The 14729-nt window shown below is 62.8% G+C and carries 12 protein-coding genes; 1 reads left to right on the top strand and 11 read right to left on the bottom strand.

All coding sequences use genetic code 11. The features are described from left to right. Window positions 1-34: 34 nt before the first annotated feature. The 3 genes from nadB to gshA form a co-directional block, all read right to left on the bottom strand. Window positions 35-1624 (bottom strand): L-aspartate oxidase, encoded by a 1590-nt coding sequence (gene nadB, locus AC07R0_RS16215; RefSeq protein ID WP_495105623.1) that lies wholly within the window; start codon window positions 1622-1624, stop codon window positions 35-37. A gap of 93 nt (window positions 1625-1717) precedes the next feature. Then, window positions 1718-3586, bottom strand: a complete 1869-nt coding sequence (locus AC07R0_RS16210) for a potassium transporter Kup (RefSeq protein WP_495076859.1) — start codon at window positions 3584-3586, stop codon at window positions 1718-1720. A gap of 163 nt (window positions 3587-3749) precedes the next feature. Next, window positions 3750-5033, bottom strand: a complete 1284-nt coding sequence (gene gshA, locus AC07R0_RS16205) for a glutamate--cysteine ligase (RefSeq protein ID WP_495105622.1) — start codon at window positions 5031-5033, stop codon at window positions 3750-3752. Window positions 5034-5226: 193 nt separating this feature from the next. On the opposite strand from gshA, the gene AC07R0_RS16200 reads away from it, so the two are divergent. Further along, entirely contained in the window at window positions 5227-6117 is an 891-nt protein-coding gene (locus tag AC07R0_RS16200; protein ID WP_495076861.1) for an amino acid ABC transporter substrate-binding protein, read from the top strand. A gap of 166 nt (window positions 6118-6283) precedes the next feature. Here the strand turns inward: AC07R0_RS16200 and AC07R0_RS16195 are convergent, their stop codons facing one another. The 8 genes from AC07R0_RS16195 to AC07R0_RS16160 form a co-directional block, all read right to left on the bottom strand. Then, window positions 6284-7576, bottom strand: coding sequence for a glutamate-5-semialdehyde dehydrogenase (locus tag AC07R0_RS16195; protein ID WP_495105621.1), 1293 nt, complete (start codon window positions 7574-7576; stop codon window positions 6284-6286). 26 nt (window positions 7577-7602) lie between these two features. Then, window positions 7603-8664 carry a DNA polymerase III subunit delta gene (gene holA / locus AC07R0_RS16190; RefSeq protein WP_495105620.1) on the bottom strand — a complete coding sequence of 354 codons (1062 nt, stop codon included), beginning with the start codon at window positions 8662-8664 and terminating at the stop codon, window positions 7603-7605. 8 nt (window positions 8665-8672) lie between these two features. Then, complete coding sequence (locus AC07R0_RS16185; RefSeq protein WP_495105619.1) at window positions 8673-9179, bottom strand: LPS-assembly lipoprotein LptE; 507 nt, start codon at window positions 9177-9179, stop codon at window positions 8673-8675. Beyond that, window positions 9179-11836, bottom strand: a complete 2658-nt coding sequence (gene leuS / locus AC07R0_RS16180; protein ID WP_495105618.1) for a leucine--tRNA ligase — start codon at window positions 11834-11836, stop codon at window positions 9179-9181. The genes AC07R0_RS16185 and leuS overlap by 1 nt, the downstream gene beginning before the upstream one ends. Window positions 11837-12172: 336 nt before the next feature. Next, window positions 12173-12595, bottom strand: coding sequence for an ExbD/TolR family protein (locus AC07R0_RS16175; RefSeq protein ID WP_495105617.1), 423 nt, complete (start codon window positions 12593-12595; stop codon window positions 12173-12175). Between the two features lie 15 nt (window positions 12596-12610). Then, a complete protein-coding gene (locus AC07R0_RS16170) occupies window positions 12611-13255 on the bottom strand; it encodes a MotA/TolQ/ExbB proton channel family protein (protein ID WP_495105616.1) in 645 nt (214 codons plus the stop codon). 4 nt (window positions 13256-13259) lie between these two features. Beyond that, the gene (gene dapB, locus AC07R0_RS16165) at window positions 13260-14102 is read right to left on the bottom strand and encodes a 4-hydroxy-tetrahydrodipicolinate reductase (RefSeq protein WP_495105615.1); all 843 of its coding nucleotides are present in this window, start codon (window positions 14100-14102) and stop codon (window positions 13260-13262) included. Window positions 14103-14115: 13 nt separating this feature from the next. Beyond that, window positions 14116-14595, bottom strand: coding sequence for an outer membrane protein assembly factor BamE (locus AC07R0_RS16160; RefSeq protein ID WP_495076869.1), 480 nt, complete (start codon window positions 14593-14595; stop codon window positions 14116-14118). Window positions 14596-14729: the final 134 nt, after the last annotated feature.

Here is a 14729-nt window from a genome sequence, read left to right as displayed (position 1 = left end):
GGCGCAGGTAGTATCTGCGCCAGCGCCTCATTTCTTATAAATTCCCAGGCACCAGCACCGTGGACTCGGAGGACGGCGCCAGTTCCGGATAGTCGCGGCTGAAGTGGCCGCCGCGGCTTTCCAGGCGGGAGCGGGCGCTGCGCACGATCAGGTCGGCCACCTGCAGCAAATTGCGCAGTTCCAGCAGGTCGCGGGTCACATGGAAGCGGGCGTAGAACTCGTGGATTTCGCTCTGCAGCAGGGCGATGCGGTGGGCCGCGCGCTCCAGCCGTTTGGTGGTGCGGACGATGCCCACGTAATCCCACATGAAGCGGCGCAACTCGTCCCAGTTGTGCGACAGCACCACCAGCTCGTCGCTGTCGGTGACCTGGCTGTCGTCCCAGTCTGGCAGCTGGGGGGCGGGTTTGCGCTCCAGCAGGGCCAGGGCTTGGGCGGCGGCGCGGGCAAACACCATGCATTCCAGCAGCGAGTTGCTGGCCAGGCGATTCGCGCCGTGCAGGCCGGTGCAAGCGGTTTCGCCCAGCGCGTACAGGCCGGGCACATCGGTGCGGCCCTGCAGGTCGGTCAGCACGCCGCCGCAGGTGTAGTGGGCGGCGGGCACCACCGGGATAGGCTGGCGCGAAATGTCTATGCCCAGCTCCAGGCAGCGCGCGTAGATGTTGGGGAAGTGCTCCAGCAAGAATTCCTTGGGCTGGTGCGAGATGTCGAGGTAGACGCAGTCGAAGCCGCCCTTCTTCATCTCGAAGTCGATGGCACGGGCCACCACGTCGCGCGGGGCCAGTTCGGCGCGTTCGTCGTGCTCGGGCATGAAGCGGCTGCCATCGGGGCGCAGCAGGCGGCCACCTTCGCCGCGCACGGCCTCGGTGATCAGAAACGATTTGGCCTGTGGGTGGTACAGGCAGGTGGGGTGGAACTGGATGAATTCCATGTTCGCCACCGTGCAGCCGGCGCGCCAGGCGGCGGCAATGCCGTCGCCGGTGGCGGTATCGGGGTTCGAGGTGTACAGATACACCTTGCCCGCGCCACCGGTGGCCAGGATGGTGTTGGGCGCACTGAAGGTGCGCACGGTGTCGCTGTCGCCGTCCAGCGCATACAGTCCCACGCAGCCCTGCTCGGCCAGGCCCAGTTTGCTGCCCACGATCAGGTCCACCAGGGTGTGGTTTTCAAACAAGCTGATGTGCGGGTGGTGGAGCACCTGCTCGATCATGGTCTGCTGCACGGCCGCGCCGGTGGCATCGGTGGCGTGCACGATGCGGCGGTGGCTGTGGCCGCCCTCGCGGGTCAGGTGCAGCTGGCCGTCTTCCATGGAAAACGGCACGCCCATGGACTGCAGCCAGGCGATACATTCGGGCGCGTGCTCGACCACGTAGCGGGTGGCGTCCACATCGCACAGGCCGCCGCCGGCCACCAGGGTGTCGTCCACATGGGCGGCAAAGCTGTCGCCCTGGCCCAGCACCGCCGCAATACCGCCCTGGGCCCAGGCGCTGGCGCCGTCGTTCAGGCCACGCTTGGTGAGTACCGCTACGCGGTGGGTGGGGGCCAACAATAGCGCAGCGCTCAGGCCGGCAAGGCCGCTGCCCACGATCAAGACATCGAAATCCAGGGGGGATGGGGAAGACAACACGGTGGGATGGGTCCGGAAGCAAGCGGCAAATCGGAAAAGCCCCGGGGGCCCGGGGCACTGTGCGGACCGGATTGTCGCACCCTGGCGGTGCGGCTAAATTTCTATCTTGGAGCCCAGCTCAACCACCGCGTTGTTGGGCAGACGCAGGAAGTCGGCAGCGTCGCTGGCGTTGTGGTGCATCTGGGCAAACAGCTTTTCACGCCATGGCGCCATGCCGCCGCCCAGGGTAGGAATGACGGTGTCGCGCGACAGGAAGTAGCTGGTGGTCATGACCTCCAGCTCGCAACCACGGCCGCGGATCAGCTCCAGGGCACGTGGAACGTCCGGGCCGTTCTTGAAGCCGTAGTGGATGGTGACCTGCCAGCAGTTATGGCCCAAGGCGATCACCTCCAGGCGCTTGTCCATGCCCACCCAGGGAATCGGGTGGTTGTGCACGGTAACGAAGAGGTTGTTCTCATGCAGCACCTTGTTGTGTTTGAGGTTGTGCAGCAAGGCATTGGGCACCATGCCCTTGTCAGCGGTCATGAACACGGCAGTGCCTTCCACGCGCATGGGCGGGCTGATAAACACCGAGTCCAGAAAGCTTTGCAGGTCCATGGCGTTTTCACGCTGCTTGAGGGCCAGCAGCCGGCGGCCGTCCTTCCAGGTGGACATCACGATGTACAGAACAATGGCCATGGCCAGCGGAAACCAGCCGCCTTGCAGGATCTTCAGCGAATTGGACGCCAGGAAGACCACATCCACCACCAGGAAGAAACCGGTCGCAGCCAAGCACAACGGCAGGGAATAACCCCAACCGTAGCGCACCACAAAGAAGGTCAGCGCGGTGGTGATAACCATCAACAGGCTGACCGAAATGCCGTACGCCGCAGCCAACGCATCGGACGAGCCGAACATCAGCACCGCCGCCACCACCCCGGCCAGCAGGGTCCAGTTGACTACCGGCACATAGATTTGCCCGGTGTCGCGCACCGAGGTGTGCAAAATGCTCAGACGCGGCAAATAGCCCATCTGGATGGTTTGCTTGGTGGCTGAGAAGGCACCGGAAATCAACGCCTGCGAGGCGATCACCGTGGCGGCAGTCGCCAGGCCCACCGTCGGAATCAGTGCCCAGTCGGGAACCATCAGGTAAAAGGGGTTGTCAACAGCCGCAGGGTCCATCAACACCAGCGCGCCCTGGCCAAAATAATTGAGCGTCAGCGCCGGCATCACCACCGCAAACCAGGCAATACGGATGGGCTGTTTGCCAAAGTGCCCCATGTCGGCATACAGTGCCTCGGCTCCGGTCAGGCACAGGAACACCGCGCCCAACGTAATGAAGGCAATGTGCAGGTTCTGAAACGAGAATTTCAGCGCGTAAATAGGCGACAGGGCCATGAGCACGGCGGGGTAGCGCAGGATCTGGGCGACACCCATCACCGCCAGCAAACCAAACCACAGCAGTGTCACCGGGCCGAAAAACTTGCCGATGTCACCCGTACCCCGGCGCTGCACCATGAACAGCAGCACCAGGATCACCAGGGAAATGGCTTTCACGTAAGGCGCTGCGCCCGGTGTGATGATTTCCACGCCCTCGACCGCCGACAGCACGGAGATGGCCGGGGTGATCACGCCATCGCCAAAAAACAGTGCTAGGCCGAACACGCCCAGCATGAGCAAAGCTTGTCGCAGACGAGGGCTGGTCTTGACCGACTCCGCCGCCAGCGCCAGCAGGGCCATCAGCCCGCCTTCACCGTTGTTGTCGGCCCGCATGATGAGCACCACGTATTTGAGTGACACCACCACCATCAAAGCCCAGAAGAACAGGGACAGGACGCCGAGCACATTGAACTCGCTTACCTGCACATGGCCGTGGGCAAAAACTTCTTTGAATGCGTAGAGGGGAGAGGTACCGATATCGCCGTAGACCACACCGAGTGCACCGAGTGTGAGCGCCGTAAGCGAAGATTTTGAACTTTGCACAAATAAGGTCCCGCGGGGACGACCTCCATAAGGTCAGCGGGGTTCCATAAACTTTGGGAAGCGTATTTTGCGCCTTGCACAAGCGCTTTCAAGCCGGGCAGACTGCCTATTCGGGGGGAATTGAAAAAATGTTGCAATGCAGCAACTCATTCCCCCTGCTACTTCAATCGTAGGTTTCAGCGTCCGGGTCGGTGGCTTCCAGCTCATAGCTGGCTGCCGCCATGGCTAGGCGCGCCACCACGCCATACATGTAAAAACGGTTCGGCGCGCTGGCGCCAGGGCGCACACCCACCTGGGGCAGATGGGCGCTTTCAGCGAAGGCCAGCGGCACATAGCTGGAACCCGGTGCGTTGAGGTATTCGTCCACCCCGCGCTCGGCATGGATGCGGTAGAAACCGCCCACCACGTAGCGGTCCATCATGTAAACCACGGGCTCGGCCACGGCGTCGTTGATGCGCTCATTGGTCAACACACCTTCCTGGATGATGGTGTCGCGCACCGGCAGATCGTCCTTGCGGGTCTTGGCACGGTGGTGCAACACGGCCAGATCCTTCACGTCGCGCACCGTCAAAATACCCATGCCGGGGGCGCCGAAGTCTGACTTGACGATGACGAACGGCTTCTCATGGATGCCGTATTCCTTGTATTTGCGCCGGATCTTGCCCAACAAGGCGTCCACATTGGTGGTCAGGCAGTCCATGCCGTGGCCTTCGGCCATGTCCACCGCGCCGCACTGGTTGAACATGGGGTTGATCAGCCAGGGGTCTATGCCCAGCAGCTTGCCCAAGCGCTTGGCCAGCTCTTCGTAACTGCGGAAATGGGTGCTTTTGCGCCGCACCGAGCCACCCGCGTGCAGCGGCGGCAGGAGGTACTGCTCATGCAGGTCTTCCAGAATGCCCGGAGGGCCGGCCGACAGGTCGTTGTTCAGCAGAATCGTGCAAGGGTCGAAATCCTTCAGACCCAGGCGGCGCTTGCTGCGCACCACTGGCTCCAGTGTGACCTGCTCGCCATTCGGCAAATTGATGGTCTTGGCTTCCTTTGCGTCGGGGCTGATGGAGCCAATGCGTACGTTCAGGCCAGCCATGTGGAAGATGCGCTGCAGCTGCGCCAGGTTCGCCAGGTAGAAGGTACTGCGCGTATCGTTTTCGGCAATCAGCAGCAGGTTCTTGGCCTCGGGGCAGATCTTCTCGATGGCGGCCATGGCTGACTGCACGGCCAGGGGCAGCATTTGCGGCGTCAGGTTGTTCCAGCTGCCGGGAAACAGGTTGGTATCCACCGGTGCCAGCTTGAAACCGGCGTTGCGGATATCCACCGCGCAATAAAACGGCGGGGTGTGCTCCATCCACTCCAACCGAAACCAGCGCTCGATCGCGGGCATGGAGTCCAGGATGCGCTGCTCCAGTTCATTGATAGGGCCGGTCAGCGCAGTAATGAGATGGGGAACCATGGGTTTTTCTTTGAAGGGTATAAGCGCATTGTAGGAAGCTGGCAAGACAGACCCGGCGCCAGGCAGCCGGATGGGTCAACGCAAAAATCCCTGCACGCGCGAAGGCATTGGCACAGAATATGCGGATTCTTTGCGGCTCTGCAAGATGCAGCCGCCGCCCATTCGCAACTTTTTCCCCACCCCTGCACCTGCCATGGCTTTTCGCTCCTTTTGCTTGTCCACTTGTATGGTCTTTTGCTGCAGCCTGACGGCAGGTGCCGGCACGCTGGAAAACATCCGCGCCAGTGGTGAAATCACCCTGGCGCACCGCAATGCATCCATTCCCTTCTCGTATGTGGAAGCCGACGGCCGCCCCATGGGCTATGCCCTGGACCTGTGCCTGAAAGTGGTGGAGGCCATCAAGCACGAATTGAAAATGGACAAGCTGGCGGTGAAATACCTGCTGGTCACGCCCGACAAGCGCCTTAGCGCCATCTCCGAGGGCCAGGCCGCGATGGAATGCGGCTCCACCACCAACAATGCGGAACGCCGCAAGACGGTGGACTTCACGATTCCGCACTTTATCTCCAGCGCACGTCTGCTGGTGCGCAGCAATGACCACATCGAATCCCTGGCCCAGCTGGCGGGCAAGACCGTGGTCTCGACCAAGGGTACGACGCCGCTGGAGCGCCTGCGGCGCATCAACAACGAGCAGTCGCTGCACATCAATGTGGTGGAGGCCGCCGACCACGCACAGGCCTTCGCTATGGTGGCCGCTGGCCAAGCCGCGGCGTTCGCGATGGACGACGTGCTGCTGTCGGGTCTGCGGGCCAATGCCAGCAAGCCTGAGGACTTTGTGGTGACGGGCAAGCCGCTGACCATCGAGCCCTACGCCATCATGCTGCCCAAGGACGACGCGCCGTTCAAGAAAGTAGTGGACCAGGAAATGCGCCGCATCATCCAGAGCGGCGAGATCAACGCCCTGTACGCGCGCTGGTTCCAGCTACCGATACCGCCCAAGGGCATCAACCTGGCACTGCCCATGCCCTATATGCTGCGCGACTCGTTCAAGTACCCCAGCGACAAGGTCGGCGACTTAAATTAGCACACCCCCAGGCTCCACACTGCGTGTTTCCGCCAACCCCCTTGCAGGGGGCGAACCCAGTGGCCCGGCGGAGCCGGTTCCACGGGTTCCTGGGATAAAAACCGTAGCGACTATTTCGGGCGCTGGTAACTGGCAAGCAGAGAATTCTTAGCCTGCTTTTCTTTTGTTAACCGCGCACCTCGCCCTGGCCTAAGACCACATATTTGAGCGAAGTCAGGCCAGCCAGGCCGACCGGACCGCGGGCGTGGAACTTGTCGGTGCTGATGCCGATTTCTGCGCCCAGACCGTACTCGAAGCCATCGGCAAAACGGGTGCTGGCGTTCACCATCACGCTGGCCGAATCTACCTCGCGCAGGAACGCTTGAGCATGCATGTGGTCGCGCGTGAGGATGGCGTCGGTATGGTGCGACGAATACTTGTTGATATGGGCAATCGCCTCGTCGACACCTTCGACGATCTTGATGCTGATGACCGGCGCCAGGTACTCCTCGGACCAGTCCTGCTCGGTGGCGGCCACGATATTTGCTACATCTTTGGTAGCTGCATGTGCAGACAGTATCTGCGCCGCAGCCGGATCACATCGCATTTCCACGCCCTTGGCGGCATAAATGGCGCCGATCAATGGCAGGAACTCGGCCGCCACACCACGCGCGACCAGCAGGCCCTCGGTGGCGTTACAGGGGCTGTACTTTTGCGTCTTGGCGTTGTCGGCCACCTTCACCGCCATGGCGATGTCGCAGGGGTCGTCCACGTAGACATGGCAGTTGCCGTCCAGGTGTTTGATCACCGGCACCTTGGCGTCGCGGCTGATGCGCTCGATCAGGCTCTTGCCGCCGCGCGGGATGATCACGTCCACGTACTGGGGCATGGTGATCAGCTGGCCGACGACTTCGCGGTCGGTGGTCTGCACCAGCTGCACCGCGTCGGCCGGCAGGCCAGCCTCGGTCAGCGCTTTTTGGACCAGCAAAGCCAGCGCCTTGTTCGATTCGATGGCCTCGGAGCCGCCGCGCAAGATGCAGGCATTGCCGCTCTTGATCGACAGGCTCGCGGCCTCGATGGTCACATTCGGGCGGCTCTCGAAGATCATGCCGAACACGCCGATCGGCACACGCATCTGGCCCACGCGGATGCCGCTGGGCTGCTGCTGCAGGCCGATGATTTCGCCAATGCTGTCAGGCATGGCGGCCAGTTGCTCGCAGCCCTGGGCGCAGGTTTCCAGCGTCTGCGGGCTGAGCTTGAGGCGGTCCACCATGGGCGCGGCCAGGCCGGCGGCGCGGGCGCGGTCCAGGTCCTTGGCATTTTCAATCTGCAGTGCGGCGGTGTTGTCGCGCAGCAGGCGGGCCAGGGTGCGCAATGCTATGTTTTTAGTAGCTGCTTGCGCACGCGCCATCTGCGCAGAAGCCACTTTTGCTTGCAAACCCAAAGTCTGGGTGTATTCGGCGATGTTCAGAGCGTTCATCGCCCTATTTTCTCACGCAAGAATATTTAGCGCCCGGCTGGGGGCACACAAGCCTGGCACAGCATGCCGGCGAGACGGTGCAGGGCCTGCCAGGAATCGGCCGGCCAATTCGGCAGCTTCAGGCCTTTGACAATGCCATCCACCTGGTGCGCGGCCGCCAGCAGCTCTGCGATGGTGTTGGAGCCCAGGCGCGGCAGCACGCGCTCGAACAAGCGCTCTTTGGCGCCCCAGACGCGGTTGTCGCGCAGCGCCATGGGCAGGGGCTTGCCGGCGTCCATGGCGTCTTTCACACGCTTGAGCGCGCGGATGTCTTCGGCAATCGCCCAGTGCACCAGTACCTCGGCCTCGCCCTCGGCCTGCAGGCCGTCGAGCATGCGCTGCACCCGCAGGCGCTGGCCGGCCAGCACGGCCTCGGACAGCTTGAACACGTCGTAACGGGCCACGTTCAGCACCGCGGCCTCCACCTGCTGCCATTGCAGCTCGCCCGCCGGATACAGCAGAGCCAGCTTCTGGATTTCCTGGTGCGCGGCCAGCAGATTGCCCTCGACCCGGTCGGCAAAGAACTGCAAAGTGCGCTGGCCCTCGACACCGGCTTCGACCCGCTGCCCCTGGGCCTGCAGGCGCTGGGCGATCCATTGCGGCAGGGCGCCGCGCTCCACCGGCTCCACCTGCACCGTCACGCCGTAACGCTCCAGCGCCACAAACCAGGCGGCAGACTTGGCCTGCTTGTCCAGGCGCGGCAAGACCACCAAGGTCAGGGTGTCGGTATTGCCCTCAGCCTGCTCGGCCAGGCGCTGCAAGGCCGGGCTGCCCTCCTTGCCCGGCTTGCCGGACGGGATGCGAACCTCCAACATCTGCTTGTCAGCAAACAGGCTGAGCGAGCCACCGGCGGCCAGCACTTCGCTCCAATCGAAATGCGCGCCGGACACGGTATGCACCGTGCGCTCGGTAAAGCCCTGGCTGCGCGCCACGGCACGGATCGCGTCCAGCGCCTCCTGCACCAGCAGCGGCTCGTCGCCGTGCAGGGTGTAGAGCGAGCGCAGCCCTTTTTGCAGCTGCGCCGTGAGTTGGCCGGGAGCCAGTTGCATCGCGGCGGCTAGAGTTCTTTGACGGAGCCAAGCCGACGCATGATCTGCTGCACCACGTCGGTCTGCATGCTGCGGTACAGCAGCTGCTCTTCGGCTTCCTTGGACAGGGCCGTGCTTTCCGAATAGCTAATGTCGCGCTGCTGCACGATCTCGGAATCGGGGATCAGCTCTTTGCCGTCTGGCGTGCGCAGGCGGAACTTCATGCGCACGCGCAGCTGGAATTCACGCACCTGGCCCGACGAGGTGAGCGAGGCCACGGTTTTCTCGCGCTGGTCCTGCAGCACCTCCAGCACCACCTGGGCCGTCGCCAACTTGGCCGGGTCGGTGATGACCTCGACCTTGCCGCTGGCCTTGATGTTGCGCTTAAGCTCAATGCCCAGCGAAGACGCCTCGGCCACACGCACAAAAATGGTGGTGAACGCATAGTTGGGTGCCTGGCGCAGCTGGAAGCCGCAGCCCGCCAGGCCCAGCGCGGAAATCGCAGCGGGCAATGCCAAAAGCAGGCGGCGGCGCATCACAGCACCAGGTTCACCAGGCGCCCGGGCACCACGATGATTTTTTTAGGTGCCGCTCCGGCGGCGATCTTGGTAAACGCCTCGCAGGCCAGGGCCGCAGCTTCGATCTCGGGCTTGGCGGCAGTGGCGGCCACAAAGATGGAGCCGCGCAGCTTGCCGTTGACCTGCAGCATCAGTTCAATCTCGTCCTGCACCAGGGCCAGCGGGTCCACCACCGGCCAGGGCGCATCCAGCAGATCGCCAAAACGGTCTGCGTAGCCAAGCTCGGTCCACAGCGCATGGGTGATGTGGGGCGTGGCCGGGTACAGGCAGCGCAGCAGGATGCTGAAAGCCTCGATCAGCGCCACCTGGGCACCGGCAGAGTCCTGCGCCTTGAAGTCTTCCAGCGCGTTCAGCAGCTTCATGCAGCCGGACACCACGGTGTTGTATTGCATGCGCTGGTAGTCGTAGTCCACCTGGCGCAGCACGGTGTGCACCTCCAGCCGCAAGGCCTTGGCCTCTTTGCTGAACTCCACGTCTTTCAGGCTGCTAGCGCCCGTAACACTTGCGACAGCCGCTACGGAATCCATAGCAGCCAGTTTGACACCGAAGTTCCACACACGGCGCAGGAAACGGTAACTGCCTTCAACAGACGCGTCATTCCACTCCAGCGTGGCTTCGGGCGGCGCGGTGAACATGGTGTACAGGCGGGCGGTATCGGCGCCGTACTTCTCGATCAGGTCCTGCGGGTCGACGCCGTTGCTCTTGCTCTTGCTCATGGTGGTGAGCTCGTAGTCCAGCAGTGTGCCGTCGGCCTTCAGCGTGCCACCGACGATCTGGTCGCGCTCATTGCGCTTCACATCGACTTCGCTCTCCCAGTGGTACTGGATGCCACCGCTGGCCGGCTTGTGCGAGAAGGCGCCGTTCAGCACCATGCCCTGGGTCAGCAGCTTGCTGAAGGGCTCGTCCACCTGAACCAAGTCCAGGTCGCGCATCACCTTGGTCCAGAAGCGCGCGTACAGCAGGTGCAGGATGGCGTGCTCGATGCCACCGATGTACTGGTCCATGGGCATCCAGTAGTTGGCGCCCTCGGCCACCATCTTGTCGGTGTTGTGCGGGTCGCAATAGCGCATGAAGTACCAACTGGAATCCACAAAGGTGTCCATGGTGTCGGTCTCGCGCCGGGCCTTGGCGCCACAGATCGGGCAGACCACGCCAGCGTGGAAGCCTTCGTGCTTGTTCAGCGGGTTGCCAGAGCCGTCGGGGATGCAGTCCTGTGGCAACACCACTGGCAGATCTTTCTCTGGCACCGGCACCGCGCCGTGTTCTTCGCAGTGGATGATGGGGATGGGCGTGCCCCAGTAGCGCTGGCGGCTCACGCCCCAGTCGCGCAGACGCCAGGTGGTCTTCTTCTCGCCCAGGCCCTTGACCTGCAGCGCGTGGGCCACTGCATTCACCGCGTCCTGGAAGCCCAGGCCGCTGAAACTGTCGGAGTTGATGGTCACGCCGCGTTGCTTGTCACCGTACCAGTCGTTCCAGTGGTGGTAGTCGTAATGCAGGTGGTCTACGTGCACTACCTGGACGATGGGCAGCTCGTACTTCAGCGCAAAGGCGAAGTCGCGCTCGTCGTGGGCGGGCACGCCCATTACCGCGCCGTCGCCATAGCCCATCAGCACATAGTTGCCAACCCAGACGTCGATCTTGTGGCCGTTCAGCGGGTGGATGACTTGCAGACCGGTGGGCATGCCTTCTTTTTCACGCACCGCCAGCTCAGCCTCGGTAGTGCCGCCCTGCTTGCAGCTCTCAATGAAGGCCGCCAGCTTGGGATTGGTTTGGGCCGCATGCGTGGCCAGCGGGTGCTCGGGCGCCACGGCGCAGAAGGTCACGCCCATGATGGTGTCGGCACGGGTGGTGAAGACATACATCTTGCCGTCGCCGATCAGCTGGCCGCTGCTGTCCTGGATGGTGTGCGGGAAGGCAAAACGCACGCCTTCGCTCTTGCCGATCCAGTTCTCCTGCATCAGCTTGACGCGCTCGGGCCAGCCGGGCAGATCGTCCTTGACCTGGCCCAGCAGTTCATCGGCGTAGTCGGTGATCTTCAGGTAGTAGCCGGGGATTTCACGCTTCTCAACCACGGCGCCGGTGCGCCAGCCCTTGCCGTCGATGACCTGCTCGTTGGCCAGCACGGTCATGTCCACCGGGTCCCAGTTGACCACCTGGGTCTTGCGGTAGGCAATGCCCTTGTCCAGCATCTTCAAGAACAGCCACTGGTTCCACTTGTAGTACTCGGGCGTGCAGGTGGCGACCTCGCGGCTCCAGTCGATGGCCAGGCCCATGGCCTGCATCTGCTTCTTCATGTAGGCGATGTTGTCAAAGGTCCACTGCGCGGGCGGCACACCGTTCTTCATCGCCGCGTTTTCAGCTGGCAGGCCGAAAGCGTCCCAGCCCATGGGCATGAGCACGTTGTAGCCCTGCATGCGCAGCTGGCGCGCCAGCATGTCGTTGATGGTGTAGTTGCGCACATGGCCCATGTGCAGCTTGCCGCTGGGGTAAGGCAGCATGGAGCAGGCGTAGAACTTCTTCTTGGATGCATCTTCGGTGACGCGGTAGGCGTCGCGGCCATTCCAATAGTTTTGCGCAGACGGTTCGACGTCGAGATGGTTGTATTTTTCGAGCATGGCAGGCGTAAAAAGCGGGAAGAAGCAGAAAGACGGGGCGGCACACAAGCCGCAAGGGGCTGATTCTAGAACCTGTTTAAGATCTTTATGGGGCCGCGTTGGGGAGCAATCGGGATGAGTTGACTGTCAGCGCCTGCAGCATGGGCTCTCTGCCCATGCAAAGGTGATGGCGGGCAAATCGCCCGATTGCTCCCCAACCCGCAGGGCAGTTGCCTTTTCGGGCAGTCTGGGACGTTGCGACTCTTGCCCATAGCCAGGCTATGGGCGGCGAGCCGCGCCTACCAGCCCCTCCCGAAAAGGCAGCTGCGCGGCCCCATAAAGACCTTAAGCAGGTTCTTAGGGCGTGGCCATAGGCTGGGCCACAAATCCTATGCGATTCAGGCCGGCGGCCTGCGCGGCACCCATGACTTCCACCACGCGGCCATAGGGCACGGTGGTATCGGCACGCAATTGCACCTCGGTATCAGGGTTTTGCTCGGCCACGGCGGCCAGCTGGGTCGCCAGTTGGGCCGCGTTGACCGGTTTGTCGTCCAGAAAGGCCTGGCCGGACTTGTCCACCACCAAGGTGACGGACTGGGGCGCGGCCTGCGACTTGGCCGCATCGGTCTTGGGCAGGTCCAGTTTGATGGAGCTGGACAGCAGCGGCGCGGTGATGATGAAGATCACCACCAGCACCAGCATCACGTCCACCAGCGGCGTCATATTGATGTCGCTCATGGGCTCGGAACCCTTGGTGCGCTCAAGACGGCCGAATGCCATGTTGGGTCTCAGGCCTTAGGCCGTATGGCTGGCCAACAGCTCGCGCAGGTCGCGGGCAAAACCTTCCAGATCGGCCTCGATGCTGCCGATCAGGCGTCCAAACACGTTGTAGGCCAGCACCGCCGGAATTGCCACTGCCAGGCCGGCGGCCGTCATCACCAGCGACTCGCCCACCGGGCCGGCCACCTTGTCGATGCTGATCTGGCCTTCGAGTGCGATGGCGCCGAGCGCGTGGTAAATGCCCCAGACCGTGCCCAGCAGGCCGACAAACGGCGCAGTGGAACCCACGGTAGCCAGCAATACCTGGCCAAACTGCAGCTTGTGCAGCACGGAATGCAAGGCATTGCGCAACACGCGGGTCAGTTGCTGGGCGCGGTCACCGGCTGCGGCCAAGGTACCACTTGCTTCCATTTTTGTAGCTACAACCAAAGGTAGTACGAGCGCCAGAGGGTCAAAAGACACCAGACGTTCCGAGGCCTCGGCCACGCTAGGCGACTGCCAAAACGCAGCGGTGCTGCGGGCCACGTCGGTGCGCGCACGACGCAGCAGCCAGCCCTTCCAGAAAATCACCATCCAGCTGGCCACAGACATGCACAAAAGCACGAGCGCCACGATGCGGCTGACGATGTCGCCCCGCAGCAGCACCTGTAGCGGATCCATGGTGTTATTTCAGGCCCAAGACGTCGAACATGTCGAACAAGCCCTTGCGCTTGTCGGCCAGGAAGCGCACAGCACGCAGGCTGCCCTGTGCGTAGGTCACACGGCTGGAGGACTTGTGGCTGATCTCGATGCGCTCGCCAATGCCGGCAAATAGCACGGTGTGGTCGCCCACGATGTCGCCACCGCGGATAGTGGCGAAGCCAATGCTGGACGGGTCGCGCTCGCCAGTGATGCCTTCACGGGCGTACACGGCGCAGTCTTTCAGATCGCGGCCCAGCGCATCGGCAATCACTTCGCCCATCTTCAGCGCGGTGCCGGACGGTGCATCCACCTTGTGGCGGTGGTGGGCCTCGACGATCTCGATGTCGTAGCCGGTGGACAGGGCCTTGGCGGCCATTTCCAGCAGCTTCAGGGTGACGTTCACGCCGACGCTCATATTCGGCGCCAGCATGACGGCGATGTCTTGCGCGATGTCGGCGATTTCGGCCTTTTGCTCGTCGCTGAAACCGGTGGTACCCACTACGGCGTTCACACCTAGGCTGCGGCAGATGCGCAGATGGTGCATGGTGCCTTCGGGCCGGGTGAAGTCGATCAAGGTACGGGCATTCTGCAGGCCGGCCTTCACGTCGGCCGTAATGGCCACACCGGTGCTATGGCCCAAAAATGCAGCGGCATCGGCGCCGATATTCGGGTCGGTAGCCAAACCCAGGGCGCCAGCCAGCACGCAGTCGTCGGCATTGTGGATGGCCTCCACCAGCATGCGGCCCATACGGCCAGAAGCGCCAGCAACAGCAATCGCGTGGGGCACGCCCGCCGTGGTGGCCTGTAAGGAAAGAGAATCGGTCATGGAAAAGCCAGAATTAAGGCGCCGCAGGGGCTTCTAAAGGGGGGTAGGTTGTGGCCGCCGTCACCGGGGCGGCGGGCGCTTGCGGAGCAGATGCGGCAGCGGCGGGCGCGGGGAAGGACTTCAGGCTGCTTTCATCGGCCTCCAGCAGAGGTACCGTCTTGACAGGACGGGAGCGGGCCAGCAAGCCCACGAATTCGCTCTCGCTCGGCATGGGGTCGCCTTCTACACGGTCTACCGCATCACCCTTGAAATACACAGTCAGCTGGCGCGACTGGGGCTCGGTACCTTGGCGATCCAAGGTAAAAACATAGTCCCAACGGTCGGCATGGAAGACGCTTTGCAGCAAAGAGGTCCCCAGAATGTCCTTGACCTGCTCGCGGGACATGCCGGGCTTGATGGCCTCAACCTGCTCCTTGGAAACAAAATTACCTTGCACCACTTCTATCTTGTAGGGCGACACGACAGCCAGCAAACTACGCGTTTTCGTATCCACTCCGCTGCACGCCGCCGAGGCCGCGCAAACAGCAAGCACAAGGGCGCAACGGGTACCGCGCAATAAAGGTTCGAACATGGATAAAGGCTCTGGCGATATGATCAAACGATTGTAGCGGCTGCCTCCCAGCCACC

Source organism: Rhodoferax sp. GW821-FHT07F03 (assembly GCF_059418745.1).
This window is presented reverse-complemented; position numbering and strand designations above follow the sequence as displayed.

Coding starts and splice junctions, on each gene's coding strand:
- gshA (WP_495105622.1), bottom strand. CDS start 5,033: ATGGTTCCCCATCTCATTACTGCGCTGACCGGCCCTATCAATGAACTG.
- leuS (WP_495105618.1), bottom strand. CDS start 11,836: ATGCTCGAAAAATACAACCATCTCGACGTCGAACCGTCTGCGCAAAAC.
- AC07R0_RS16175 (WP_495105617.1), bottom strand. CDS start 12,595: ATGGCATTCGGCCGTCTTGAGCGCACCAAGGGTTCCGAGCCCATGAGC.
- dapB (WP_495105615.1), bottom strand. CDS start 14,102: ATGACCGATTCTCTTTCCTTACAGGCCACCACGGCGGGCGTGCCCCAC.
- holA (WP_495105620.1), bottom strand. CDS start 8,664: ATGCAACTGGCTCCCGGCCAACTCACGGCGCAGCTGCAAAAAGGGCTG.
- AC07R0_RS16185 (WP_495105619.1), bottom strand. CDS start 9,179: ATGCGCCGCCGCCTGCTTTTGGCATTGCCCGCTGCGATTTCCGCGCTG.
- AC07R0_RS16200 (WP_495076861.1), top strand. CDS start 5,227: ATGGCTTTTCGCTCCTTTTGCTTGTCCACTTGTATGGTCTTTTGCTGC.
- AC07R0_RS16170 (WP_495105616.1), bottom strand. CDS start 13,255: ATGGATCCGCTACAGGTGCTGCTGCGGGGCGACATCGTCAGCCGCATC.
- AC07R0_RS16195 (WP_495105621.1), bottom strand. CDS start 7,576: ATGAACGCTCTGAACATCGCCGAATACACCCAGACTTTGGGTTTGCAA.